Origin of the sequence: Sinomonas terrae (assembly GCF_022539255.1) — a bacterium.
In the GTDB taxonomy this organism is placed as follows: Bacteria; Actinomycetota; Actinomycetes; order Actinomycetales; family Micrococcaceae; genus Sinomonas; species Sinomonas terrae.
Window position 1 is genome coordinate 135,041 of sequence record NZ_JAKZBV010000002.1, and the last position, 22,469, is coordinate 157,509.

Annotated in this window: 17 protein-coding genes; 7 read left to right on the top strand and 10 right to left on the bottom strand. The window is 71.1% G+C overall.

The genetic code is table 11. The features are described from left to right. Positions 1-602: 602 nt before the first annotated feature. The 3 genes from istA (L0M17_RS21475) (at position 603) to L0M17_RS21485 (ending at position 4,200) form a co-directional block, all read left to right on the top strand. Positions 603-2,276, top strand: coding sequence for an IS21 family transposase (gene istA / locus L0M17_RS21475; RefSeq protein WP_241054806.1), 1,674 nt, complete (start codon positions 603-605; stop codon positions 2,274-2,276). Continuing rightward, positions 2,273-3,076, top strand: a complete 804-nt coding sequence (gene istB, locus L0M17_RS21480; RefSeq protein ID WP_241054808.1) for an IS21-like element helper ATPase IstB — start codon at positions 2,273-2,275, stop codon at positions 3,074-3,076. Before istA (L0M17_RS21475) ends, istB (L0M17_RS21480) begins: the two co-directional genes overlap by 4 nt. Positions 3,077-3,921: 845 nt before the next feature. Beyond that, the gene (locus L0M17_RS21485; protein WP_308196927.1) at positions 3,922-4,200 is read left to right on the top strand and encodes a carboxymuconolactone decarboxylase family protein; all 279 of its coding nucleotides are present in this window, start codon (positions 3,922-3,924) and stop codon (positions 4,198-4,200) included. A 91-nt stretch (positions 4,201-4,291) separates the two neighbouring features. On the opposite strand, the gene L0M17_RS21490 is transcribed toward L0M17_RS21485, so the two are convergent. From L0M17_RS21490 to L0M17_RS21515, 6 genes are all read right to left on the bottom strand, one after another. After that, on the bottom strand, positions 4,292-4,627 hold the full coding sequence (locus tag L0M17_RS21490) for a YegP family protein (protein ID WP_241056675.1): 336 nt from the start codon (positions 4,625-4,627) through the stop codon (positions 4,292-4,294). 147 nt (positions 4,628-4,774) lie between these two features. Next, positions 4,775-6,016 (bottom strand): MFS transporter, encoded by a 1,242-nt coding sequence (locus tag L0M17_RS21495; RefSeq protein ID WP_241056676.1) that lies wholly within the window; start codon positions 6,014-6,016, stop codon positions 4,775-4,777. A gap of 31 nt (positions 6,017-6,047) precedes the next feature. Further along, positions 6,048-6,797 carry a respiratory nitrate reductase subunit gamma gene (gene narI, locus L0M17_RS21500; RefSeq protein WP_241056677.1) on the bottom strand — a complete coding sequence of 250 codons (750 nt, stop codon included), beginning with the start codon at positions 6,795-6,797 and terminating at the stop codon, positions 6,048-6,050. After that, positions 6,797-7,429: a nitrate reductase molybdenum cofactor assembly chaperone gene (narJ, locus tag L0M17_RS21505; protein WP_241056678.1), complete on the bottom strand. Its 633-nt coding sequence runs from the start codon at positions 7,427-7,429 to the stop codon at positions 6,797-6,799. Before narJ ends, narI begins: the two co-directional genes overlap by 1 nt. Continuing rightward, positions 7,419-9,089: a nitrate reductase subunit beta gene (gene narH / locus L0M17_RS21510; protein ID WP_241056679.1), complete on the bottom strand. Its 1,671-nt coding sequence runs from the start codon at positions 9,087-9,089 to the stop codon at positions 7,419-7,421. Before narH ends, narJ begins: the two co-directional genes overlap by 11 nt. Positions 9,090-9,117: 28 nt before the next feature. Next, complete coding sequence (locus L0M17_RS21515; RefSeq protein WP_241056680.1) at positions 9,118-12,849, bottom strand: nitrate reductase subunit alpha; 3,732 nt, start codon at positions 12,847-12,849, stop codon at positions 9,118-9,120. 169 nt (positions 12,850-13,018) lie between these two features. Between L0M17_RS21515 and L0M17_RS21520 the strand changes: the two genes are divergently transcribed. Next, complete coding sequence (locus tag L0M17_RS21520) at positions 13,019-13,993, top strand: NADPH:quinone reductase (protein WP_241056681.1); 975 nt, start codon at positions 13,019-13,021, stop codon at positions 13,991-13,993. A gap of 71 nt (positions 13,994-14,064) precedes the next feature. On the opposite strand, the gene L0M17_RS21525 is transcribed toward L0M17_RS21520, so the two are convergent. The 4 genes from L0M17_RS21525 to L0M17_RS21540 all read right to left on the bottom strand — a co-directional run bounded on the left by L0M17_RS21525 (position 14,065) and on the right by L0M17_RS21540 (position 18,026). Then, entirely contained in the window at positions 14,065-14,463 is a 399-nt protein-coding gene (locus tag L0M17_RS21525; protein WP_241056682.1) for a cytochrome c oxidase subunit 4, read from the bottom strand. A 461-nt stretch (positions 14,464-14,924) separates the two neighbouring features. Further along, positions 14,925-15,722, bottom strand: coding sequence for an IS21-like element helper ATPase IstB (istB, locus tag L0M17_RS21530; RefSeq protein ID WP_308196793.1), 798 nt, complete (start codon positions 15,720-15,722; stop codon positions 14,925-14,927). Next, entirely contained in the window at positions 15,719-17,251 is a 1,533-nt protein-coding gene (istA, locus tag L0M17_RS21535; RefSeq protein WP_290427278.1) for an IS21 family transposase, read from the bottom strand. The genes istB (L0M17_RS21530) and istA (L0M17_RS21535) overlap by 4 nt, the downstream gene beginning before the upstream one ends. A 154-nt stretch (positions 17,252-17,405) precedes the next feature. After that, positions 17,406-18,026: a DUF2249 domain-containing protein gene (locus L0M17_RS21540; protein WP_241056683.1), complete on the bottom strand. Its 621-nt coding sequence runs from the start codon at positions 18,024-18,026 to the stop codon at positions 17,406-17,408. A 27-nt stretch (positions 18,027-18,053) separates the two neighbouring features. Here L0M17_RS21540 and L0M17_RS21545 point away from each other — a divergent pair, with 27 nt between their 5' ends. The 3 genes from L0M17_RS21545 to L0M17_RS21555 are packed head-to-tail and all read left to right on the top strand — an operon-like array spanning position 18,054 to position 22,413. After that, positions 18,054-18,752 (top strand): helix-turn-helix transcriptional regulator, encoded by a 699-nt coding sequence (locus L0M17_RS21545; protein ID WP_241056684.1) that lies wholly within the window; start codon positions 18,054-18,056, stop codon positions 18,750-18,752. After that, positions 18,749-19,828 carry a DUF8744 domain-containing protein gene (locus L0M17_RS21550; protein ID WP_241056685.1) on the top strand — a complete coding sequence of 360 codons (1,080 nt, stop codon included), beginning with the start codon at positions 18,749-18,751 and terminating at the stop codon, positions 19,826-19,828. Before L0M17_RS21545 ends, L0M17_RS21550 begins: the two co-directional genes overlap by 4 nt. Beyond that, on the top strand, positions 19,825-22,413 hold the full coding sequence (locus L0M17_RS21555) for a multicopper oxidase domain-containing protein (RefSeq protein ID WP_241056687.1): 2,589 nt from the start codon (positions 19,825-19,827) through the stop codon (positions 22,411-22,413). The genes L0M17_RS21550 and L0M17_RS21555 overlap by 4 nt, the downstream gene beginning before the upstream one ends. Positions 22,414-22,469 lie beyond the last annotated feature (56 nt).

Below are 22,469 nucleotides of genomic sequence, written 5' to 3' on the forward strand. Positions count from 1 at the left end.
TGTCCTGCATTTCATCCCGGGCGCCGCGAACCCTGGGTGGGAGCCCGGGCGCCGCGAACCCTGGGTGGGAGCCCGGGCGCCGCGAACCCTGGGTGGGAGCCCGGGCGCCTCGGGCCCCACCGGGCTACTCTTCCCCCATGCGGGAGCGGCTCCCGGGCGCCGCGGCCAGCCCGCACACGAAACGGATCGGAGGGCAGGGGCATAACCCTAGTGGACTCCCGTCACGGCCCTGTTCGTACTTCCTGGGACCCATTTTCACGCCGGGCGCCGGCGGTCCCGCCGCCCGGCGACGGAAAGGCGGTCCGCGCCCCCCACAAAAGCGTCATCACGATGAGGTCGTCATTATGAGAGGAGAGATCGTGGCTGCCCCTTCCATTCCCGTCCCCGCCGGGCGACCGGGCGGGCCGGGCCCTGCACCGGGCCCCGGTAGAACCGGCGTACGGGGCGTTCCGGTGGTTTTGACAGTCTTAGCGGGACCCACCCTGGCAATCTAAGCGGGACCCACTTGGGGGTCTTGGGAGTGTCGGCGGCAATCTAAGCCGGACCCACCCTCCACCGTGATCAGACGAGTCGAGTCTGATTGCCGGAGGTGGAGGATGAGGATGGAGCCGCGGGTGGAGTTGTTCGCTCGCATTCGCAGGGATTCGCGCGTCGAGAGTCTGGGGATCCGCGCGCTGGCGAAACGCCACGGTGTGGGCCGGAACACCGTGCGGCAGGCGCTGACATCGGCGGAGCCCCCGCCGAAGAAGCCCCGCGTCCGGTCTGCCCCTCGGCTGGGGCCGTTCAGGGCCGAGATCGACCAGATGCTCCGCGCTGATCTGGAGGCGCCGAGGAAGCAGCGGCATTCTGCCGTTCGCGTCGCCGAAGTCCTCGTCGAGCGGCATGGCGCCGACGTCGCACCGTCGTACTCGACCGTGCGGAACTACGTGCGCGCTCGACGGGCGGAGATCGCCGCCGAGCGTGGAAGTGTCGCCGCGGACGCCGTCGTGCCTCAGGAGCACGCCCCGGGCGAGGAAGCCGAGGTCGACTTCGGCGAGGTCTGGATCGTCCTGGCGGGGGTGAGGACGAAGTGCCACATGTTCATCATGCGGCTGAGCCACAGCGGCCGCGCGGTCCACCGCGTCTACTCCACCCAGTCCCAGGAGGCCTTCCTCGAAGGCCATCTCGAGGCGTTCGACGAGTTCGGCGGGGTGCCGACCCGCCACATCAGGTACGACAATCTCTCCTCGGCGGTCCGGCGGGTCGTGTTCGGGGCGGGGCGCGTCCGGGATGAGAACGAGCGCTGGATCCTGTTCCGGTCGACGGCCGGCTTCGATCCGTTCTACTGCATCCCAGGGGTGGAGGGCGCCCACGAGAAGGGCGGAGTCGAGGGCGAGGTCGGCTGGTTCCGCCGCCGGCGCCTGACCCCGGTGCCCGAGGTGTCCTCCCTGGCGGAGCTGAACGAGAGGATCCGGGAATGGGAAGCCCAGGACCTCAACCGGAAGATCACTGGCCGGCCGCGCACGATCGGGGAGGACTTCGAGGCCGAGAGGCCCTTCCTCGCCCCGCTGCCCGCCGAGAGGTTCGACCCGGGCCTGCCGTTGTATCCGCGGGTGGACCGCTCGGCGCTGATCACGGTCCGGCAGGCCAAGTACTCGGTCCCGGCCCGCCTGATCGGGCGGAAGGTGCGGGTCTCCCTGCGGGCGACGGAGCTGGTCGTCTTCGACGGGCGCACCCAGGTGGCCCGGCACGAGCGTGTTGTCGAGCGCTACGGGCAGTCCGTCCAGCTCGACCACTACCTCGAGGTCCTTGCCCGCAAGCCCGGCGCCCTCCCGGGCTCGACCGCGCTTGCCAGGGCGAGGGAGTCGGGGACATTCACCAGCGCCCATGAGGCGTTCTGGGCAGAGTCCCGCAAGGTCAACGGCGACGCCGCCGGCACCAGAGAGCTGATCGATGTGCTCCTGCTCCACCGCAGCCTGCGCGCCTCGGACGTGATCGCCGGGATCCGGGCAGCGCTCTCGGTCGGTGCGGTCTCGGCCGACGTCGTCGCCATCGAGGCCAGGATGCACGCCAACGGCTCCACCCTCGGAATGCATCATCCCCATCAGCAGCCCGAACCCGTCGAGCACCGCGTCATCAGCCTCACCCAGCGCCGGCTCACCGATCCCGCCGCGGTGATTGCGGGCCTGCCGAAGGACACCCGCCCGGTGCCGAGCGTGACCGCCTACGACGAACTCCTCAAACGGCGCAAGAAGCCCGGGAAGTCCCCGGCCGAGAGCGAAGGAACAACAGCATGAGCCCCACCGTCACGAGGGTCGCCACGACCCTGCGCCGCCAGCGCAGCATGAGCGAGGAAGCGGCCCAGGCCGCGGTCGAGCAGGCCTGCCGGCGCCTGCACCTGCCCACGATGCGCGCCGTGATGGAGGAGGCGATCAAAGTCGCCGAGCGCGAGCAGCTCTCCTACACCGGCTTCCTCGCCGAGGTCCTCCTGGCCGAGTGCGACGACCGCGACCGCCGCTCCATCGAGCGCCGCGTCCGCGGGGCCGGGTTCCCCAGACAGAAATGGATCGCCGACTTCGACTTCGAGGCCAACCCGAACGTTAACCCCGCCACCGTCCACCAGCTCGCGCAGGGCGAATGGATCCGACGAGGCGACCCGCTGTGCCTCATCGGAGACTCCGGAACCGGGAAGTCCCACCTGCTCATCGCCTTGGGGACCGCGGCCGCCGAGAAGGGATACAGAGTCAAGTTCACCCTCGCGACCAAGCTCGTGAACGAGCTCGTCGAAGCCGCCGACGAGAAGCAGCTCGCCCGCACCATCGCCCGCTACGGAAGGGTGGATCTGCTCTTGATCGATGAGCTGGGGTATATGGAGCTCGACAGGCGTGGGGCCGAGCTCCTCTTCCAGGTTCTCACCGAGCGCGAGGAGAAGGCGAGCGTGGCGATCGCATCAAATTCGGGCTTCTCCGACTGGACGCGCACCTTCACGGACCCGCGCCTCTGCGCAGCCATCGTCGATCGCCTCACCTTCAAAGGCACCATCATCGAAACCGGGACCGACTCCTACCGCCTCCAACACACTAGGGCCAACGCATAACCGCCCGGCGCGGTCCACGCTCAGGTGGTCCCGGCTTGGATTGCCAAAGTGGTCCTCACTTGAGTTGACAGAATCATTCCTGATCCTCTTGGCCGGTTCCGTTGCCGTTCCGGCGTCTTCGGCCTGGATAAGTTGCCAGCGTCCTGACGAAACTGGGAGGGCAATGTGGCCCCGTGACTTGTTGATGTGATGCCCTTCGGCAGCCGCACGGCAATGCTTATCGTGGGGGTCGTGGAGATTTCCGCCGGCATCCTGATTGCGATCAAGCCGCGCTACACAGCGTATGTGGTTGCACTTTGGCAGTCACCTTTCAACCGGAGGAGCCCCCGCAGGCTGCAACGGAGGAGCTGCGTTCCCGGCCGGCCGGTCCGGCGGAAGGTGTGGCCCGTGCGGTGCCGGCGGGACGCCGCCGAAGATGTTCCCAGATGATCACGATTGCTCCGGAAGGTGATGTCATGGATGAGTCGAAGCATCCGGATGCGGGACTCAGGCTTCACAGTGAGGCTCCGGCGGAAGGGGATACCACATTTGATCCCACAGACGACCGGATGCATGCGGAGGAACCTGCTGAAGGGCCTGCCGGCCCCGATGGGCCGGCTCCCGCAGCGGCAGCCATCAGGAACCTGGGGGCGGCGATTCGGCCGCCACGGACCAGTGGTAAGACCGGCTCCAGGCCACAGCCGGAGCCGGCGCAGCCGTGACAGACCCGCACGGCGGACAGAGAAATGCCGACGGCAGCCGCTCCGCGCAGCGGGGCCGGCATCGTGATACCGAAGGAGGCCGGTAACGGTGCGCCCTAGGGCAACGCCCGAACTATCCGCGCGGCGCAAAGATCTGCCCCAGAAATTCATGATGCCTCTACGGCTTTCAGTCAGGAGGTTCTCAAGGACGGTGCCCTGGATGAGAAGACCAAGCAGCTGATCGCCGTCGCCGTCGCGCACGTGACCCAGTGCCCCTACTGCATCGACGGACACACCAGACTCGCGTCCCGCAAGGGCGCCACCGACAGGGAGGTCATGGAGGCCATCTGGGTGGCAGCTGAAATGCGCGCCGGCGGGGCCTACGCCCACGCCGCGATCGCCCTGGATGTCTTGGACCACGAGATGTCCCGGGCAGACGGGTAGCGGTGTTTGCACGGGATCACCGGCCAGGGCTGAGGTGCGGGCAGCCGTCAAGCCGCGGGACCGTGTGCGAGCCCGGCGGGGGAAAGGGTCTTCAGGCGACCTGGTGCAGGTCGGACCCGGGGCGGATCCGGTGCGAGGCTGGCGGCCTGCGGGTCCCCGGGGCCACCAGGCCGACGGGGCCACCGGCCGGGGACCGCGGGATCTGCAGCGCGGCCGGGGGCTCCGATGGCCGGCGGAGGGGGACTTCCGGGCATAGGTCGTTGACCAGGCCCATTCCGGCGTACTCGCGCACGTCGTCGATGCCGGAGACTGCTGCGGGCTTGTCGGGGAAGGGCCGCGAGACGGCCACCACGGTTCCGTCGGGGGCCTTCAGGCTGAACCTGAAGCGCATGTCGTCGTCGATGAAGAGCTCGAATGTACCGGCCATGGCGTCCTCCTCGGGACTGAAGCGATCCGGCGTCCTATGCCTTCCATTCTTCTACGCGTTGTAGAAGATGACAAGCCCGGTTCTCCGCCGCTGTGGGGCCGGGGCGGGGGACGGTGTGCTTTCGGACGAGTCGGGCGGGGAACAGCTTCAGGGGGAGTCCGTCGCGGTCGTCCTCTCCGTGCGGCGAGACAGGCGCAGCCCCACGAGCGCAGCGAGGACCAGTGCGAGGAGGGCCGTGGCGACCAGCAGCATCAGCCCTATGGCATAGCTGTGCTCGGCGGCGTTGTAGGTGGCGCCCATGACGAGCGGCGGTATGTAGCCGCCGAGCCCGCCGGCGGCGCTGACGACGCCGGTGACCGCGCCGACCATGCCAGCGGGCGCCCGCTGGCCGACCCAGGCGAAGACTCCTCCGGCGCCGAGGCCGAGCGCGGCGGCCATCGCGACGAAGGCCAGTCCGGTGGGGACCTCACCGGAGGGCTGGAGGTTGACGATGTACGCGAGAACGGCGACGCCGACGAGCGAGGCCAGGACGACCGGGCGGGGGCCGATCCGGTCGGCGACCACGCCGCCGATGGGCCGGGCGATGACGGCGGCGAGGGCGAAGCCGGCGGTACGGGTGCCGGCCGCGGTGAGGTCGAAGCTGTAGATGTCGCGCAGGTAGGTGGGCAGGTAGGTGCAGAAGGAGACGAAGCCGCCGAAGACGACGGCGTAGAGGAAGCACAGCTGCCAGGTCACCGGCAGCTTTGCCGCCTCCAGGAGCTTCCCGAAAGTGCCGTGCTGCACCGGCGTCCACCCCGGCGACTCCCGCATCCCCACCAGGACCACGACGGCGGTCGCCACCAGGAGGACGGCGATGAGGACGTGGGTGGGCCAGTACCCCATGGACTGGACGAGGCGGGGCGTGAGGAACGCCGAGAGGGCGGTGCCGCCCATGCCCATCCCGAAGACGCCGGTTGCGAAGCCGCGGCGCTGGGCCGGGTACCAGGCTGCGGCGAACGGGATGCCGGCAGTGAAGACGGTCCCGGCCGCGCCGAGGAGGAACCCGAAGAGGATCATGAGCCAGAACGAGCCGATGCTCCCGGCAAGGGCAACGAGCAGGACGAGCGGTGCCGTCGCCGCGAGGATGACGGACAGGAGGAGCCGCCCGCCGAACCGGTCCGTCAGGACGCCGACGGGCACCCGGCCGAGGGATCCCACCAGGACCGGCATGGCCACGAGGGCCCCGGTCTGAGCGGCGTCCAGGCCCATCTGGTGGGCGTAGCGGCTGCCCAGCGGGGCGATCACGGTCCAGCCCCAGAAGCCTACAGCCGAGGCGAGCGTGGCGAGGGCGAGGTTGCGGCCCGCGCCGGGGAGGGCGAAGGGGCGGCCGGGTTCGGCTGCTTTCGTCACCGGGTCTCCTCAGGAGGTCGGGTTGGGCGGTTCAGCGTTCCCGGTCGCGGGTTCCGATGCTTTCCCAGCCCCGCCGGGAGGGCCTGGCTCCCGGCGCCGGGCCGGTGTCGCGGGAGCGGTAGACGATGTAGGGCCGGAAGAGGTAGTGGAACGGGGCGGTGAGGGCGTGGACCAGCCGCGTGAACGGCCACAGGGCGAACAGCGCCATGCCAACGAGGGTGTGCCACTTGAACTCGTCGGGCGCTGCGGACATCGCCGCGATGTCCGGCTGGAAGACGAAGAGGGACCGGAACCAGGGGCTGACGGTCTCGCGGTAGTCGAAGGCAGGGTTGGTCGGCTGGGCGGCGCTGACGAGCGTGGTCCACACCCCGAGGGCGATCGCGCCGACGAGGAAGACGTACATCGCCTTGTCGTTGCGCGTGGTCGCCATGAACACCGGGCCGGTGCGGCGGCGCCTGACGATCAGCAGCGCGATGCCGAACAGCGTCGAGACGCCGGCCACGAGCCCGACCGTGAGGGCGAGCCAGTGGTACAGGGTCTCGGACATGCCCACGGCGTTGGTCCACGACTTCGGGATCACCAGGCCGACGAAGTGCCCCGCGATGACGAACACGAGGCCATAGTGGAAGATCGGGGAGCCGATCCGCAGGAGCTTGGACTCGTAGAGCTGGGACGAGCGGGTGGTCCAGCCGAACTTGTCGTAACGGTAGCGCCAGATGCTCCCTCCGACGAGGACGACGACCATGAGGTAGGGGGCAACGCCCCAGAGCAGGACGTCCATCAGCGAGTTCCTTCCGCAAGCGGCAGCAGTCTCGGGTCGAAGGGCTCGAGGCCGACCTGCTCGCGCGGCGGACCGGCCAGAGCCATGGCCTCGGCCCGGCTCGTCGGGGACGGACCCGAAAGCGAGGCGCAGACCGCGTCGAGCACGGGTGCGTACGGCGAGGCGTCGGCGGTGAGCTCGAGGCGCAGGAGCTCCAGGCTTGCCCGGTACTCCTCCAGGAGGGACCGGCCGGCCCCGTAGTCCACCCGGGCGGTGAACTCGAGCACGAGCGGGAGGTAGTCAGGCAGCTCGCCTCCGAGGTCCACGAGCCAGCCGCTGTCCCGGTACCTCTGCTTGAACTTCCCGAGGGTCTCACCCCGGCGGCGGGTGTCCCCATCCGTCCAGTACGAGAGGTGGAGCGCGTGGCGGCGCGAGAGGTCGAACGTGTCGACATAGCGTGAGCAGGCTGCCTGCTCCTCCTCGGCCGAGATCTGGGCTGCGGTGGCCTCGAGGAGGCGCGGCAGCGGGCCTGGGTGCTCGGCGAGGGCCGCCCGGAGCATGGGTAGCGCTTCGCGGACGCGGGCGTCCGGGTAGTCGAGCAGGACGGCGGCGGCGGCGTACAGGACGCGGGCCCGCGCCTCGCTACTCTGCATCGCCGTCGCCCTTCGGCGGGAAGATGCCCTCCGGGACGCCCTGCCCGTCCCAGTTGAGCAGGTTGACCCGGCCGTGGAGCTGCCCGGGCTGGGCGCTGCCCTCGCTCGTCTGGCGCTGCTTGAGCGCATGGAACGTCTCGACCGCGACGGGGACCGGCTTCCCGCTCCCCTCGCCGAAGGAGTCGGAGGGGTACATCCCGGGGCCGTCCTCGAAGTCCAGGGAGCAGCCCATCTCCTCGAGGCTGTGGGCCTGCTCGACGTGGGCGGTGGGGATGACGTAGCGCTCGTCGTACTTCGCGATGGCCATGAGCCGGTACATCTCCTGGACCGTCGGCCCGGCCATCCCGACGGCGGCGGCGATGGATTCGTCCGCGCCGGTGCCCAGGGAGATGCCGCGCATGTAGGCGCGCATCGCTGCGAGCCGCCGCAGGACGCCCTCGACGATGCCGGTGTCGCCCGCGGTGAACAGCTCGGCCAGGTACTCCGAGGGGATGCGCAGGGCGCCGATGGCGCCGAACAGCGTGCTGGCGTCCTCGGCGTCATGTCCTTGGCTGCTCAGCAGGTCCACGATCGGGGACAGCGGGGGCACGTACCAGACCATGGGCATCGTGCGGTATTCGGGGTGCAGGGGGAGCGCGACCTGGTAGACCTTGGCGAGCTTGTAGACCGGCGAGCGGCGGGCTGCCTCGAGCCAGTCCTCGGGGATCCCGTCCCGGCGGGCGGCCGCGATCACAGCTGAGTCGTTGGGGTCGAGCATGAGGTCCAGCTGGGCGCGGTAGAGGCCCTTGGGGTCCGGGGTGGACGCGGCGGCGGTGACGGCGTCGGCGTCGTACAGGAAGATCCCCAGGTACCGCAGCCGGCCCACGCAGGTCTCCGAGCACACGGTGGGCAGTCCGATCTCGACGCGCGGGTAGCAGAAGGTGCACTTCTCTGCCTTGCCGCTCTTGTGGTTGAAGTACATCTTCTTGTACGGGCACCCGGTGATGCACTGGCGCCAGCCGCGGCACCGGTCCTGGTCCACGAGCACGATCCCGTCTTCTGCGCGCTTGTAGATGGCCCCGGAGGGGCAGGAGGCCATGCAGGAGGGGTTGAGGCAGTGCTCGCAGATCCTTGGCAGGTAGAACATGAAGGTCTTCTCGAACTCGAACCTGATCTTCTCGCCGTTCTCGCGCCGGAGCTTGGCGATGATGGGGTCGAGCTCGCCGTTCTCGGGGGCCCCGCCGAGGTCGTCGTCCCAGTTGGCGCTCCAGGTGATCTTCGTGTCCTGGCCGGTGATGAGGGACTTGGGCCGGGCGACGGGGAAGTCGTCCCCGAGGGGGGCGTCGATGAGGGTGCTGTAGTCGTAGGTCCAGGGCTCGTAGTAGTCCTTCAGCTCGGGCTGGACGGGGCTGGCGAAGATCCCGAGGAGCTTCTTGACCCGTCCGCCGCCCTTGAGCCGCAGCCTGCCCCGCCTGTTCAGCTCCCAGCCGCCGCGCCAGCGCTCCTGGTCCTCGTAGGTGCGCGGGTAGCCCTGGCCGGGCCGGGTCTCGACGTTGTTGAACCACACGTACTCGGTGCCGGCCCGGTTGGTCCAGGCCTGCTTGCAGGTGACCGAGCAGGTGTGGCAGCCGATGCACTTGTCCAGGTTCATCACCATGCCCATCTGGGCCATGACCCTCATGATCCGCTTCCGCTCATCTGTCTTCCCATCAGTAGGTGACCTCCTGGGACCGCTTGCGGATGGTCGTGACGTTGTCCCTCTGGTTGCCGGTCGGGCCGAGGTAGTTGAATGCGTACGCGAGCTGGGCGTAGCCCCCGATCAGGTGCGTCGGCTTGACCAGGAGCCTGGTCTCCGAGTTGTGGATGCCGCCCCGGCGCCCGGTGGCCTCGGACTTGGGGACGTCGATCGTGCGCTCCTGGACGTGGTAGACGAACACGACCCCGGGCGGGATGCGGTGGGAGACGACCGCCCGGCACACGAACACGCCGTTGGCGTTCACGCATTCGATCCAGTCGTTGTCCCTGATCTCCAGCGCGCCGGCGTCCTCGGCGCTGATCCAGCACGTCGGGCCGCCGCGGGAGAGCGAGAGCATCAGCAGGTTGTCCTGGTACTCGGAGTGGATGGACCACTTGCTGTGCGGGGTGAGGTACCGGACCGTGACCTCCATGCCGTTCGCCCCGAGCCGGGGCTCGCCGAAGAGGCGGTGCATGTCCAGCGGTGGCCGGTAGATCGGCAGTGCCTCCCCGAGGTCGCGCATCCAGTCGTGGTCCAGGAGGAAGTGCATCCGGCCGGTGAGCGTGTGCCAGGGCTTGAGCCGCTCGACGTTGGTCGTGAACGGGGCGTAGCGGCGCCCCCCGGTCTCCGAGCCCGACCATTCCGGGGAGGTGATCACGGGCACGGGGGCGGCCTGGGTGTCGGCGAAGCGGATGCGCTTCTCCTCGGACCCCTCGGCGAGGTCCGCCAGGCGGTGCCCGGTCCTGCGCTCGAGGGTGCGGAAGCCCTGCACGGCCAGCTCCCCGTTGGTCGTGCCCGAGAAGGCCAGGATCGCCTCGGCCAGCTTCGCATCCGTGTCGATCGCCGGCAGGCCCGCCGCCACCCCGTGCGACATGACCCCGTTCGCCCCGGCCAGCTGGTCGAGCGCGTGGCCCAGGTCGAACGTGACGCCCTTGACGGTGAACCCCTTCTCGCGCGCCAGCGGGCCGACCGCGGCCATCTGCTCCCCGATCGCGGTGTAGTCGCGCTCGACGACGGCTACGGCCGGCATGGTCACCCCCGGCACCGCCGGGACGCTCCCGTCGCGCCAGTCGCGCACGACGCCCCCGGGCTGGGAGATCTGCCCCGGGGTGTCGTGCTGCAGGGGCACCGTGACGAGGTCGCGGCGGACCCCGAGGTGGGTCCGGGCCAGCCGCGAGAGCTCCTGGGCGAGGAGGTGGAACATCTCGAAGTCGGTCTTGGTCTCCCAGGGCGGGTCGATCGCGGGACTGAACGCGTGCACGTACGGGTGCATGTCCGTGGAGGACAGGTCGTGCTTCTCGTACCACGTGGCCGCGGGGAAGACGACGTCGGAGAGGAGCGTCGAGGAGGTCATCCGGAAGTCTGCGGAGACCAGCAGGTCGAGCTTGCCCTCGGGGGTCTCCTCGTGCCAGGCCACGTCCCTCGGCCGCGGCATGCGCGCCTGGGCCGCGTTGCCGATGACGTTGTGGTGGGTCCCCAGCAGGTTCTTCAGGAAGTACTCGTTGCCCTTGGCCGAGGAGCCCAGCAGGTTCGAGCGCCACAAGAGGAGAGTCCGCGGCCAGTTCTGCGGCGCGTCGATGTCCTCGATCGCGGACCGCAGCGCGCCCGAGGCGACCTGCGCGGCGATGTAGGACGCCTCGGACTCCGCAGCCCCTGCCGCGACGGCCTCGCGCGCCTCGTCCGCGACCTCGAGCGGGCTCCGGTCGAACTGGGGGTAGAACGGCATCCATCCGAGCCGGGCGGACTGGGCGATCGCGTCGGCGGTGTGCATCCCGTCCAGGTGCCCCTCCGACAGCGGGGAGGCCAGCGCCGAGGCCGTGTAGCCGTCGCTGCGCCACTGGCCGGTGTGCATGTACCAGTACGAGGTCCCGGTCATGGTCCGCGGCGGCCTGTTCCAGTCCAGGGCGTTCGCGAGCGAGGCCCAGCCCGTGAGCGGGCGCACCTTCTCCTGCCCGACGTAGTGCGCCCAGCCGCCCCCGTTGCGGCCCATCGAGCCGGTGAGCATCAGCAGCGAGAGCACGGAGCGGTAGGTGGCGTCCCCGTGGAACCACTGGCAGATCCCGGCCCCCATGATGATCATGGACCGCCCGTGCGACTGCTCCGCGTTGCGCGCGAACTCCCGGGCGATGCGGATGCACTGGGCGGCGGGAACGTTCGTGATGCCCTCCTGCCACGCCGGCGTGTAGGGCACCTGCGGGTCCTCGTAGCCCGCGGGCCATTGCCCGGGCAGGCCGCGCCGGCCCACCCCGTGCTGGGCGAGCAGCAGGTCGAAGACGGTGGTGACCGTCCTGCCGGCGACGGTGCGCACGGGCACCCCGCGGTGCAGGACCGACCCGGACCCGTCGGGGGCCTCGAAGCAGGGCAGGAGGACCTCGGCCACGGCCGGGGGCGGGGCGCCCCCGGCCCCGTCGGCCGCGGAGAGCAGCGGGTCGACGTCCTCGAGGTCCAGGTTCCAGCGGCCCTCGTCGGCGGGGTTGTAGCGGAAGCCCATCGAGCCGTTGGGCACGACGGGCTGACCGGTCGCGGCATCGAGCAGGACGGTCTTCCACTCGGGGTGCGCCTGGGTCTCCTGCCCGGGCAGGTCGGCCGCCGTGAGGAACTTCCCGGGCACGAGGCCGGTCCCGTCCGGGGAGGGCACGAGCGTGACCAGGAAGGGCAGGTCGGTGTAGCGCTTGGCGAAGTCCGTGAAGAACGGCACCTGCCGCTCCAGGTAGAACTCCTTGAGGATCACGTGTCCCATGGCCATGGCCAGGGCCGCGTCCGTTCCGGCCTGGGCCGGGACCCACTCGTCGGCGAACTTGGTGTTGTCGGCGTAGTCCGGGCTCACGACCACGACCTTGGTGCCGCGATAGCGGACCTCGGTCATCCAGTGCGCGTCGGGGGTGCGCGTGATCGGCACGTTCGAGCCCCACATCAGCAGGTACGTCGAGTCCCACCAGTCCCCCGACTCGGGCACGTCGGTCTGGTCGCCGAAGACCTGCGGGCTCGCCACCGGCAGGTCGGCGTACCAGTCGTAGAAGCTCGTCATCACCCCGCCGATGAGCTGGATGAACCGGGCGCCCGCCGCGTGGCTCACCATGGACATCGCCGGGATCGGGGAGAAGCCCGAGCAGCGGTCGGGCCCGTACTCCTTGATCGTGTTCACGTGGGCGGCCGCGGCGATCTCCACCGCCTCGGCCCAGCCCGCGCGGACGAGCCCGCCCTTGCCCCGGGCCTGCTGGTAGCGGCGCCGCCGCGCCGGGTCCGCCATGATGTCCGCCCACGCGAGCACCGGATCCTTCAGCCGGGCCTTCGCCTCCCGGTACATCTCCAGCAGGACCCCGCGCACATAGGGGTAGCGCACCCGCGTCGGCGAGTAGGTGTACCAGGAGAACGCCGCGCCGCGGGGGCAGCCGCGGGGCTCGTACTCCGGCCGGTCCGGGCCCACGCTCGGGTAGTCGGTCTGCTGGGACTCCCAGGTGATGATCCCGTCCTTGACGTACACCTTCCACGAGCACGAGCCCGTGCAGTTAACCCCGTGCGTGGAGCGGACCACCTTGTCGTGGCTCCAGCGGTCCCGGTAGAACACGTCCCCGGCCCGGCCGCCCTCCCGGAAGACGGCACGGCCGTCCTCCGTCTCCTCCCACCTCGTGAAGAACCGCCCCAGGGCGAGCAACGCATCCGAGGCGGTTCCATCAGTTCCAGGGCGAAGCGGTCCGACGGCCATGGCGCCAGCCTAGGGAAGCCGCGCGGGGAAGTGAAGGCCCCGCCCGCCGCCCGCCCCGGGGACCGGGGCGCAGGCCCGCGGGCGCGGGCTGGGGCAACCCGGCCCCGGATGCGCTCCCTCCCACTTCCCGACCGCTCCGTGCCGGGCACAGGCGTTCTATGGTGGGGGCATGCGGGCGGCCTACGTGAGGGGGCTGGGAGGCCCCGACGCCATAGAGGTCGGGGAGCTGCCCGTGCCGGACCCGGGGCCGACGGAGGCCCTGGTCCGTGCCGAGGCCCTCGCGGTGGACAGGGTGGATGCCTTCGTGCGCAGCGGGGCCTATCGGACCCCCACCCCGTTCCCGTTCGTCATCGGCCGCGACGTGGTCGGCGTGGTCGAGCAGGCCGGGGAGGGAAGCGGCTTCGCCGAGGGGGAGCGGGTGTGGTCCAACAGCCTCGGCCACGGCGGCCGGCAGGGCTCCTTCGCCCAGTTCTGCCTTGTCCCGGGCGAGCGGCTGTACCGGCTCCCCGAGGGGGTGGACCCTTGGTCTGCCGTCGGCGTCCTGCACACGGGCGCGACCGCGGCCCTGGGCCTGTTCCGGCGGGCCCGGCTGCGCCCGGGGGACACGGTGTTCATCGCCGGCGCCGGCGGGGGAGTGGGCTCGGCAGCCGTGCAGCTGGCCGCCGCCGCGGGCCTGCGGGTCCTGGCGAGCTGCTCCGGGCAGGACGCCGGGTGGTGCCGCTCGTGCGGAGCCGGAACGGTCCTGGACTACCGGGACCCGGAGATGCCCGCCCGGCTGGCCCTGGCGGCACCGGAGGGGATCGACCTGTGGTGGGACCAGTCCGGGCGCCAGGACCTCGACGCCGCGCCGGGGCTCCTGCGCACCGGCGCCACGGTGCTCGTCACGGCGGGCATCGCAGCCTGGGCGCGGATCCCGCTCGGGGCCCTGTACACGAAGGACGTCCGCCTCGTCGGGTTCGCCATCAGCAACGCCTCGGCGGCCGAGCTGGCCGACGCAGCACTGGTCGTGAACCGCGCCCTGTCCGCCGACCGCCTCAGGTTCCGCACCGCCGCCACGCTCGGCCTCTCCGAATCGCGACACGCGCATGAGCTGCTCGAGGCCGGCGGGCTCAAGGGACGGATCCTCATCGACCCGTCGGTGTGACCACGGGCCCATCGCGGGGCCTGCCCTGGAGCGGGCCGGACCGTCCCGCGCCCCCGGCCGGTTCGAGAGGCTCAGTGGGCGTGGTCTCCGCGGGAGTATTCGAAGACCCAGCCGACGAGGGAGATCAGGGCCAACCCGGCACCGATGAAGAGGATCCAGAACCCGATGGCCAGCCCGAGGACGGACACGGCGGCCGAGGCGCCCAGGCAGATCGGCCACCAGCTCCAGGGAGAGAAGTGGCCCTGTTCCCCGGCTCCTTCCTGGACTTCGGCGTTCTCGCGGTCTTCGGGGCGCATCCCGACACGTCGCGCGGTCTGGCTCAGGTAGAACCAGATCAGCAGGGCCAGGCCGGCGCACAGGGCCAGCCCGGCCGTGCCGACGGGCTCGATCCAGGTCAGCAGCCCGTAGGCGGTCGAGACAATGACGAAGAATCCCGCCAGGAGCAGGAAGATGGTCCGTTCGACTTTCACACCGTTCCCCTTTCCGGGTTCCGCCGAGCGGAATCCTGCCCGTGCGTCGGGATCCCAGGGCGCCAAGTGCCTGCTCCCCGCACGGGATGAGCGGAAGCGGGCCGAACCGGTGTGGGAGGCAGCCTGGAGGAGGCATTGGGCCGAGGCTGGTCCTCGTCCCGGATTCACGGGGTCCGGGGACCCCATGGCGATGCTTGATGCAGGTGCCGCCGCCGCGGCCGGTACCCCTTGTCTTCCACAGGGGTCGAGGTCCTGCCCTCCGGTGGTGCCACGAGGGTTCCATGCTCCATCGCCGCAGCGGCGGACTGGGCCGAGCTCTGGCGGGGGGTGCCCCTGCGCGGGTGTCAACGGCCAGTTGGTTTTCCCCGTGGACGGCCAGTTGTTCTCCCCGGTGGCGGCCATCTTTCCTCCCCACGTATGGCCAGTTGATTCCCCGGTTCGGGTTTGGACTGTCTGTCGGGTCAGCGGAAGGGCGTCACCCCCTTGCCGGAGGCGGCTTGGGCGAGGCGGTAGGACTCGCCCTTGGTCTCGACCCGGTGGGCGTGGTGCATGAACCTGTCCACCGTCGCGGTCGCGATGGTCTTGGGCATGATCTCGTCGAATCCGGCCGGGGCGAGGTTCGAGCTGACCGCCATCGCCCGGCGCTCGTAGGCGGCGTCCACGAGGCGGTAGAACCCCTCGGCGGCGTCTGGGGAGACCGGGAGCAGGCCTATGTCGTCCACGATGATCAGATCGCTGCGCACGACCCTGGTCAGGGCCCGGGCGATGGAGTCGTCGGCGCGGTGCTTGCGCACCAGGGCGCCGAGATCCTCGATCCCGAACCAGGACACGATCATGCCGGCCTCGACTGCCGCGTGGCCGAGCGCCTCGCAGAAGTGCGACTTCCCAGTCCCCGACGGCCCGTAGATCGCGAGATTCTCCCGCCGGCGGACCCATTCGAGGGACTTGAGTGCTTCCTGGGTCGGGCGCGGGATCGGGGAGAGCTCCTCGTCCCAGTCGCCGAAGGTCTTCCCTGCCGGGAAGCCGGCGGATTTGCGGCGGGTGATCAGGTTGGCGCGGTCGCGGCCGGCGACTTCCTCCGCGAGCAGGACCCGCACGAGCTCGGCCGGGTCCCAGCGCTGGGCCTTCGCGGTGGGGATCAGGTCCGTGAGCGCCTTGCGCATGTGGGGCAGCTTCAGCCGGCGGGTCAGCTCCAGGGCCTCGGCCAGCGGGTCGCCGTGGGCGCGGGCGACCACGGTCTGCATCGTTGTGATCGTCACCGGCCCTCCTCCTCGCCCGTCATGTCGGCGGCGGCGGGCTCTGAGCCATCGAGGCGGCCCCAGCCGCCCGTGCCCGGCTGGAGGGAATGGGCCTCGGAGGCCCGGGAGGGCTCCACGTGGGCGAGCCCGGCCTGGTAGCCCAGGATCGAGACCAGGTCCCTGTCGGCGAACCTGCCCGTCGTCGCGGCCGTGCCCAGGGCCCGGTCGACCTGGTCGGTGCCGTAGAGCTTGGCGAACGCGACGGCCTCGGCCATCTTCGCGCGGATCCGCCTGGCTCCCGCGGCGGCGGCCTCGACCAGCCACGCCTTGGCACCCGCGCCGAGCATCAGGAACGCTGCCTCCTCCGGGGTGGTCGCCCTGGGCTGCCGGTCCGCGGCCTCATCCGCCCGGGGCGGGTAGTGCGCGTCGTCCAGGACTGGGGTCCCGGGACGCCCGGTCGCATGCCGGGCCACCTCGCGGGCCTCCCCGCGCTCGGCCACGGAGGTGACGATGACCTCCTCGCCCGCCTCGCGCACCCAGACCCTGGTGTTGGCCAGCTCGTGCGGGACCGAGTACCGGACCCCGTTCATCGACACGGTCGCGTCCCAGTTCACCCGGCGGGTGGTCCCGAACACCACCGTGAACGGCGCCTTCGGAAGCAGATGCAGCCGCTCCCGCTCCGCAGCGAGCATCGCCGCCGGCGCCTGCCGTGTCTCCCGGTGCGGGCGGGCGTTGACCTCGTCGCAGAAATCGTGGCACGCCTTCTCCAACTGCCCGAAGGTGCGGTACTCCTCGAGCAGGTTCGCCGCCGTGGGCACCAGATCCGCCTTCGAGATCCGCACCGTGGACTCCGAGCCGCCCTTGGACTGCGGGTCGGCGGGAACGCAGGTGCGCACGGTCATCCCGTAGTGGCGGCCCATCTCCACGATCTGCGGGTTGCGCACCGCGACCCTGGCGATGTGGTCGGCGGTCACGGTGCGCTCGTTGTCGGTCAGCGCGAACGCCGGGACCCCGCCCATCCTGCGCAGCGTGGCATCCATGCACGCCACGACCGTCGGCAGGCTCTTGTCCCAGATCGGGATCACGACGCGGAACCGCGACCACGCCAGCCACGCGCACCACAGCAGCGTCGCCCGGCCCCCGATCCTCGGCCCCCATCCGTAGTCCCACTGCAGCCACAGCCCAGGCTCGACGATCCAGGGGCGGAACACGCGCCGCCGCCCCGCCGCGAACTGCGCCTTGGCCTCCGCGACCGTGCGCCTCGTGGTCCTCTCCGCGCCGGCGAACCCCATCGCGACCAGCCGCTCATGGACCACATCCGCCCGGACCCGGCCTCCCGAGCGCTCGACGAGTTCTTCGATCTTCGGCAGGAACCCGTCGATCGGCCTGGCCCGCTGCCCCTTCTCGCGATCCGGCCCTCCGGCAGCCCGCAGCTTCACATACCTGGCCACCGTGTGATGGTCACACCCCGCGAGCTCCGCCGCGGCACGGTAGCTGCCGGTGAGGTCATACGCCTCAAGAATCTCCATGATCTCCTCGTTGCTCTTCATCCGCGATCATCACCACGACCGGCGGAAGGAATCCCGCACCCGGGGAGAACAACTGGCCGTGGACGGGGAGAAAGAACTGGCCGTCAGCGGGGAACTATCTGGCCGCCAATGGGGAGAATCTCATGGCCGCTGACACGCGGGCGGCTCGAGTGGGTCAGCGGCGCTGGAAGAGCAGCATCCACTCTTCGGGGCCCTCCGCGAGGTACCGCACCTCGAAGGTGCCCTCCTGGTAGCGCTGGCCGGCCTGGGCGAGCAGGGGAAGGGGGTTGTGGTTCGCGGTGATGACGAGCCCCCTGCCCGATGCGGTGGGGGCGGCGATCGAGTCGAGGGCGCCGAAAATGGTCGCGTGGCGTATGGCGTGGGGGATCAGGCGTGTGTCGAGTTCGGGGAATCCCTCGCCGTCCGGTTCGCCGCACACGCAGGAATGCGCGTGGCCGTGGGCTCGCTCGCGATGCTGCTCGGTCTCGGCCGGGAGCGACGCCTCGGCGGCCGCCAGTATCGCCGCGAGGTCGGCACCGGGCGCCAGCGCGAGCTCGGGAAGGACGCGCGTCGAGTACTCCTCGAGCGCCGACGCTGTGGAAAGCGTCGAGGCGGGGCCTGCCGCCCCGGCGGCGCCAAGCGCGGCCAGAGTGTCGTCGAGTGCGGCCCGCAGGCTCTCGCGGACGTGAGCGTCGAGGGAACCCTGCGCTTCTGCGATGAGCTCTTGGGTGCGGGCCAGGGCCGCGGCGTCGGCGGCACTGCTTGTCAGGCTCAGGGGGCTGGGGGAGGTGTCCATGCCCGAAACTTTACTACAATAGATTCCGTGAAAAATAGTGCGGCAGTTCCTCTGGGTCCCGCGTCGGCCGCGACGGCTCCCGCCCGCCCGCTCTCCACGGCTCGCGCGGCGATCCTCGATCGGCTGAGGTCGAAGCGCTCCCCTGCGACGGTCGAGGAATTGGCCCGCGAGACGGGCCAGCACCCGAACACTGTGCGGGAGCACCTGGAGGCGCTCACGCTCGAGGGCCTTGCCACGCGCAGCGCTGCCGCAGCCAGGGGGCGGGGGCGGCCCGCGATGCTCTACCAGGCGTCGGAGGCCCCCGAAGGCTCGGCCCAGTACGCCGCGCTTGCCGCGATGCTCGCAGGGGAGATCGAGCGCCTCGCCCCTGATCCCGTCGGGGCCGGGCGCGAGGCGGGCGTCCGCTGGGCGCAGGAGACCTTTGGCCCCTCCGCCGGGCCCGTCAGCGCCGACGACGCCCGACGGCGAGTGCTCGCCGAGCTCGAGCGCCTCGGCTTCGGCGTGGAGGACGCGGGCGGCCCGACGGTGCGTCTCGTGACGTGCCCTCTGCTCTCGGCCGCACGGGCGCATTCCGGGGTCGTGTGCGCCGTCCATGCCGGGCTCGTCGAGGAAGCGCTGCGCCTGCTCGGCCGCGACGACATCCCGTCCAGGCTCGAGCCGTTCGCCGAGCCGGGAGCATGCCTCCTGACGCTGGGCGATCCGGCACCTGCAGAGGGGACCCGATGACGCGCCTCTGGCCCCGCGTCGTCGTCCTCGCCCTCGGTGCCGCCGCACTCCTGACCGGGCTCGACGCCGCCCTCACGCTGCTCCGGCTCCCGGCCCCGGTCGTGGTCACAACCGTCCCGGACCTCCCGGACACCCATGGGGAGCTCATGACCCTCGGATTCGTCGGGACGCTCATCGCCCTGGAGCGCGCGGTCGCCCTGCGCCGCCCCTGGGGGTACGCGGCCCCGGCGCTGCTGGCCCTCGGCAGCCTCGTCCAGCTCCTGCCCGCAGCCGCCGGAGCCGGCCGCGCGGCCGTCCTCGCCGGGGCCGTCGTCTTCGCCTACGTGTACGTCCCGCTGTGGCGCCGGCAGCGCGACCCCGCCGTCCTCGTCCAGGCCCTCGGGGCCCTGGCCGCGGCGTGCGGGGCCCTCCTGCTCGCCCGGGAAGTCCCCATGGACCCCGTCGCTCCCTGGCTCGCGGTCTTCCTGCTCCTCACGATCGGCGGCGAACGCCTCGAGCTCGCCCGCCTCCGCATCCGCGGGCGCTGGCCCGAACCGCTCCTGCTCACGGCCACGGCGGCACTCCTGATCGCCTGCCCCGCCACGCTCCTGTGGCCTGCCGTGGGCTACCCCCTCCTGGGGCTCGCCATCCTCGCGTTCGCGGCCTGGCTCTTCCGCTACGACATCGCGCGCACAACACTGCGCTCGTCCGGACTCCCGCGCTTCGTCGCCGCGTGCCTCATCGCAGGCTACGGCTGGCTCGCCGTCGCGGGCGGCGTGTGCCTCCTCGCCCCCGGCCCCCCGACGGGCGCCGCCTACGACGCGCTGCTCCACGCCATCTTCCTCGGCTTCGTCATGTCGATGATCATGGCCCACGCACCCGTGATCCTCCCCGCCGTCCTGCGCAGGCCCCTCCCGTATTCGCCCGCCATGTGGGTCCCCGCGGCGCTCCTGCACGCCACGCTGCTCACACGGCTCGCGCTCGGCGACGCCCGCGGTTCGGCCCTCGGGTGGCAGGTCGGGGGCGTGGGCAACGTGGTGGCGGTGCTCTCATTCCTCGCCCTTGCGCTGTGGTCCGGCGCGAGGGCGCGGGCATGAACGGGCTGGGCATGGACGGGCCGGGTACGAACCCGGGGGGTATGACGGGCCGTGCCGGCTGGCACCGCTGGGCCAACATCCCGACGCTCGGCTGGCTCACGGCCGTCGCCGTCCTGGCGCTCGCGCACCGCGCTGTCCCAGATCCGGCGTGGCTACTCGTGCACTTGACGCTGCTCGGCGCGGTCACGAACGCGATCGTGGTCTACAGCTGGCACTTCTCCGAGGCGCTGCTGAGGCTGCCCGTGCCGTCCCGCCGGCCGCTCGCCGTCCGGCTCGTGCTGCTGAACCTGGGAGCGGCCGCGGCGATGGCCGGCGTCGTCCTGCCGGCGTGGCCGCTCACAGTCGGGGGAGCGGCCGCTGTCGGCGTGGCTTCGGCCTGGCACGGCACAGCGATCCTCGCCCGTGCCCGTCGCGCGCTCCCCTCGCGCTTCGCCTCGACCGTCCGGTACTATCTCGCGTCCTGCGCGATGCTTCCGTTCGGAGCCGCCGCGGGCGCAGCGCTCGCGGCGATCGACGACGGCGCGCAGGGTGAGTGGCACGCGCGTATCCTCGTGGCCCACGAGTCACTCAACGTCCTCGGCTGGGTGGGGCTCACGGTGCTGGGGACTCTCGTGACGCTCCTGCCCACCATGCTCCGCACGCGTGCGGACGACGCCGCTGAGCCCACCTCGCGGCGCGCGCTGTGGCTGCTCCTCGCCGGGGTCCTCGTCGCCACCGCTGGCGCGCTCGTCGATGCGCAGTGGCTCACCGCCGCCGGCATCGCAGCGTACCTCGCCGGCGTCCTCGTCTCCTCGGGCCCGCTCGCCCGGACGGTCGCACGGAAGGCGCCCGTGCACTTCGCCCCGCTCAGCGCGGTGGCGTCGGTGCTGTGGCTCGTCGTCGCCCTCGTCTGGCTCCTGGCGCTCTGCACGACCGAGCCAGACTGGATGGCGCTCCACGATGCGCTCGGCGAGCTCACGCCCGTGCTCGCCGCCGGCTTCGCGGCCCAGGTGCTCCTCGGCGCCCTGGCCTACCTCCTGCCCGTCGTCCTCGGCGGCGGGCCCACCATGGTGCGAGCCCGGACCGCGGCGCTCGACCGCGGGGCATGGTTCCGCGTCATCCTCGCCAACGGCGCGATCCTCCTGTACGTCCTTCCCGTGCCGAGTGCGGTGCGTGTCGCCGCAGCGGCGGTCGGGCTCATCGCGCTGTGCGCGTTCCTGTGGCTCGTCGCGAAGGCGCTGTGGGGGAGGGCGCCGACGAAGGAGACCCCCGTGGCCTCCACAGCTGGCCAAGAGGCTCGGAGCAGGTACGGTTCGGGGGCCCTCGGCCTGGCCCTGCTGATCGTGGCCGTGGTGGTCGGCGCCGCCTTCGACCCCTCCGCTCTCATACTGGCTCAGGGGAGCGGCTCCGCGGCGAGCACGGCGTCGGTCACGCCCACAGGCCACACCACGACCGTCACTGTTACGATGACCGGGATGCACTTCAGCCCCGCGTCCGTCACGGTTCCCGCGGGCGAGCACCTCCTGGTGCATCTCCACAACCTGGACCCGACCCCGCATGACCTCACCCTCGCCAACGGCAAGGCATCGCCACGCGTTGCCCCCGGCACCACGGCGGACTTCGACGCCGGCATCATCACCGCGAGTGTCGACGGCTGGTGCTCAGTCGTGGGGCACAAGCAGATGGGCATGACGTTCCGCATCGATGCCGGCACCACCCCGGCGGCCTCGGCCCCTCCCTTCACGCCCTATCCCGCCGCGCTCCCACCCGCCGTTCCCGGAACGGTGCACCGCATCACCCTCACCGTGCAGGACACCGCGCGGGCGGTCGCCCCCGGCGTGGTGCAGGAGCTGTGGACCTACAACGGCACCTCACCGGGGCCGATCCTCCACGGCCACGTCGGCGACACGTTCGAGATCACCCTCGTCAACCACGCGCCCATGGGCCACTCGATCGACTTCCATGCAGGATCGGTCGCCCCCGATGGGCCGATGAGCACCATTGCGCCGGGGAAGACCGGCACGTACACCTTCACCGCAACCGCCCCGGGAATCTGGCTCTACCACTGCAGCACAATGCCCATGTCGCTGCACATCGCCAACGGGATGTTCGGCGCCGTCGTCATCGACCCGCCTGATGCCCCGCCCGTCGCAGAGCAGTTTGTCCTCATCCAGAGCGAGCTCTACTACGGCCAGCCGACCGACGGCCAGCCCGGAATGGCTGCCGGTTCGGCCGATCCCGCGAAGATCGCCGCCGAGAAGCCCGACGCCGTGGTCTTCAACGGCTACGCGGACCAGTACCAGCAGGCGCCGCTCAAGGCGAAGGCCGGCGAGCCAGTCCGCATCTGGGTGCTCGACGCAGGGCCCGACCGGCCGACGTCATTCCACGTGGTGGGCGGGCAGTTCACCGCGGTCTGGGCCGAGGGGACATTCCGGCTCGCGCCCGGGACCGGCGCATCTCAGGCCATGGACCTCGCGCCGGGCCAAGGCGGCTACGTGGACCTCACCTTCCCGGAGGCTGGTCACTATCCTTTCGTGACCCACTACATGGTCGACGCCGAACACGGAGCCCAAGGGACGTTCGACATCACGGCCGGGACCCAGTAGCCCTCCCTGCCCAGGGCGTTTCCACCGCCCGGGCCGGGGAAACGCATCCACCCAAC